This window comes from Luteibacter sp. P4_D7_3 (assembly GCF_056401735.1).
On sequence record NZ_JBFUIT010000433.1, the window covers coordinates 1 to 2,630 of the forward strand.

The 2,630-nt window shown below is 65.1% G+C and carries 3 protein-coding genes; 2 read left to right on the plus strand and 1 reads right to left on the minus strand.

Annotated elements, in window-relative coordinates:
• Window positions 1-704 (plus strand): magnesium chelatase domain-containing protein (locus AC1DSN_RS21110; RefSeq protein ID WP_477332685.1); only part of this gene is annotated, 704 nt, incomplete at its 5' end.
• Between the two features lie 100 nt (window positions 705-804).
• Here the strand turns inward: AC1DSN_RS21110 and AC1DSN_RS21115 are convergent.
• Window positions 805-1,602: a cytochrome C assembly family protein gene (locus AC1DSN_RS21115; protein ID WP_477297222.1), complete on the minus strand. Its 798-nt coding sequence runs from the start codon at window positions 1,600-1,602 to the stop codon at window positions 805-807.
• A gap of 119 nt (window positions 1,603-1,721) precedes the next feature.
• Between AC1DSN_RS21115 and AC1DSN_RS21120 the strand changes: the two genes are divergently transcribed.
• A partial coding sequence (locus AC1DSN_RS21120; RefSeq protein WP_477332687.1) for a signal recognition particle protein occupies window positions 1,722-2,630 on the plus strand: 909 nt, incomplete at its 3' end.

Genomic DNA, 2,630 nt, shown 5'->3' on the forward strand with positions numbered 1-2,630 from the left:
TCGCCGGCCCGCGCGTACTCGAGCACATGGTCGATGCAGTGCTCTATTTCGAAGGCGAATCCGGTAGTCGTTTTCGCGTGCTGCGCGCCTTTAAGAACCGCTTTGGTGCGGTGAATGAGCTCGGCGTCTTCGCCATGTCCGAGAAGGGCCTGCGCGAAGTGCCGAATCCGTCGGCCATCTTTCTCTCATCGCACGCCGGTCCCACGCCGGGCAGCGCCGTCATGGTGACCCGTGAAGGCACGCGTCCGTTGCTGGTCGAAGTGCAGGCACTGGTCGACCAATCCTCGTTGGGCAATCCGCGTCGCGTCGTGCTCGGTCTCGAGCAGAACCGTCTGGCCATGCTGCTGGCGGTACTGCATCGGCATGGCGGCATTGCCGCTTACGACCAGGACGTCTTCGTCAATGTGGTCGGTGGCATCCGTGTGCAGGAAACCGCATCCGACGTGCCCGTGCTGATGGCTGTGCTTTCGAGCCTGCGGGATCGCGCGCTACCGGAGAAGTCCATCGCCTTTGGCGAGGTTGGTCTCTCAGGCGAAATCCGTCCCGTGCCCAATGGCGAGGAACGCCTCAAGGAAGCGGCCACGCACGGTTTTCGCCGCGCCGTTGTGCCCGCGGCGAACGCGCCGAAGAAAGGGCGTGTGGGCGACATGGAGGTCATCGGCGTAGAACGCCTGTCGCAGGCCATCGACGCCTGCCGCGAATAAAACCGGGCGCTGCTGACCCCTGTGGGAGCCGCTTCAGCGGCGAAAGCCAGGATGCCGCAAGACCCCATCGCCGCTGAAGCGGCTCCCACACGGGGGGCGGTCAGCCGGTACGGTGCAGGATCAACTCCAGCACCAGCTTGGTACCGAAGAAGGCCAGTAGCAGCACACCCATGCCGATAAGGGTGAGGTTCACCGCGCGCGTCCCACGCCAGCCGTGACGCCAGCGGCCCCAGAGCAGGACGCCAAAGACGATCCAGGCGACGATCGACAGCACGGTCTTATGCACCAGGTGCTGGCTGAACAGGTTGCCGACGAACAGCGTGCCGGTCACCAGGGTCAGCGTCAGCAGCACGAAGCCCACCGCGATGAGGCGGAACAGCAGTACTTCGGTGAGGGTGAGCGGGGGCAGGGCGCGCAGCCAGTGGCCGAACTTGCTCCGCCGCAAGGCACGTTCCTGGATAGCCAGGAGGATCGCCAGGGCTGCGGCGATCGAGAGGATTCCGAAAGCGAGCACCGCAATCGTCACGTGCAACTCGATCTGCCAGGTCATGGCTTCCGGCGCGGTACTCGGCGCGATGAACGCGTCCATTGCGAGGAACACCGCCGACAGCGGGAAGATCAGGATGCCAAGCCCCGCCACAGGGCGCGACAGGTTCACCACCAGCGTGAGTGCCGAGGCAATCCAGGCCACCAGGGACAGGGCGGCGAAGAAATGCAGGTCCAGGGTACCCCGGTGGGCGCTCAGCAGGAGTCCGGCGTGGGCCAGCGCGGCCAGAGTCGCCATGGTCATGCCGATGCGCGCCAGCGGCTGGCCACCCGTCATCAGCGGTCGTGCGAGCACGCCTGCAGCGGACAGGTAGAGGGCAATGGCGGCGAGCGCGAGGATGGCGACGATCATGGACGCGCAGTGTGGCATAGCGGCCCTGTATCGTGAATGCGACACGTTGGCATTGCCCGTCGTACGGCGGCGGTCCAGTCCGGCTATAATCCGTCGTTTACAGCATTCATCGACTCGCCATGTTCGAATCGCTCAGCAACCGCCTATCCGATACCGTCAACCGCCTGCGTGGTCGCGGCCGGCTGACCGAAGAAAACATCCGCGAGACCCTGCGCGAAGTCCGTATCGCCCTGCTCGAGGCCGACGTGGCCTTGCCGGTGGTGAAGGCGCTGATCGAGCGCGTGAAGGTCCGCGCCGTCGGCCAGGAAGTCCTCAAGAGCCTGTCGCCGGGCCAGGCACTGGTCAAGGTCGTCAGCGACGAGCTGACCACCGTCATGGGTGTGGCCAATACCGAGCTGAACCTCGCCGCCACGCCGCCGGCCATCGTGCTGATGGCGGGTCTGCAGGGTGCGGGCAAGACGACCACGGTCGCCAAGCTCGCCCGCTTCCTCAAGGAGCGGAAGAAAAAGCGCGTCATGGTCGTCAGCTGCGACGTGTATCGTCCGGCCGCCATCGAGCAGCTGCGCACGTTGGCCGAACAGGTCGACGTCACCTTCTTCCCTTCGGAAGCGGGTCAGAATCCGGTCGACATCGCAAAGGCCGCGGTCGCCGCCGCCCGTCGCGAGGTGATGGACGTACTGCTCGTCGATACCGCAGGTCGCCTGCATATCGACGAAGCGATGATGGATGAGATCAAGGCGATACACGCCGCGCTCAATCCCATCGAAACGCTTTTCGTGGTCGATTCCATGACCGGTCAGGACGCGGCCACGACGGCTAAGGCCTTCTCCGACGCGATCCCGCTCACCGGCGTGATCCTGACCAAGACCGACGGCGACGCCCGTGGCGGCGCCGCGCTGTCGGTGCGCTACATCACCGGTCGTCCGATCAAGTTCATGGGTGCCGGTGAAAAGACCGACGCCCTCGAGCCGTTCCATCCCGATCGTCTCGCTCAGCGCATCCTTGGCATGGGTGACGTCCTGTCGCTC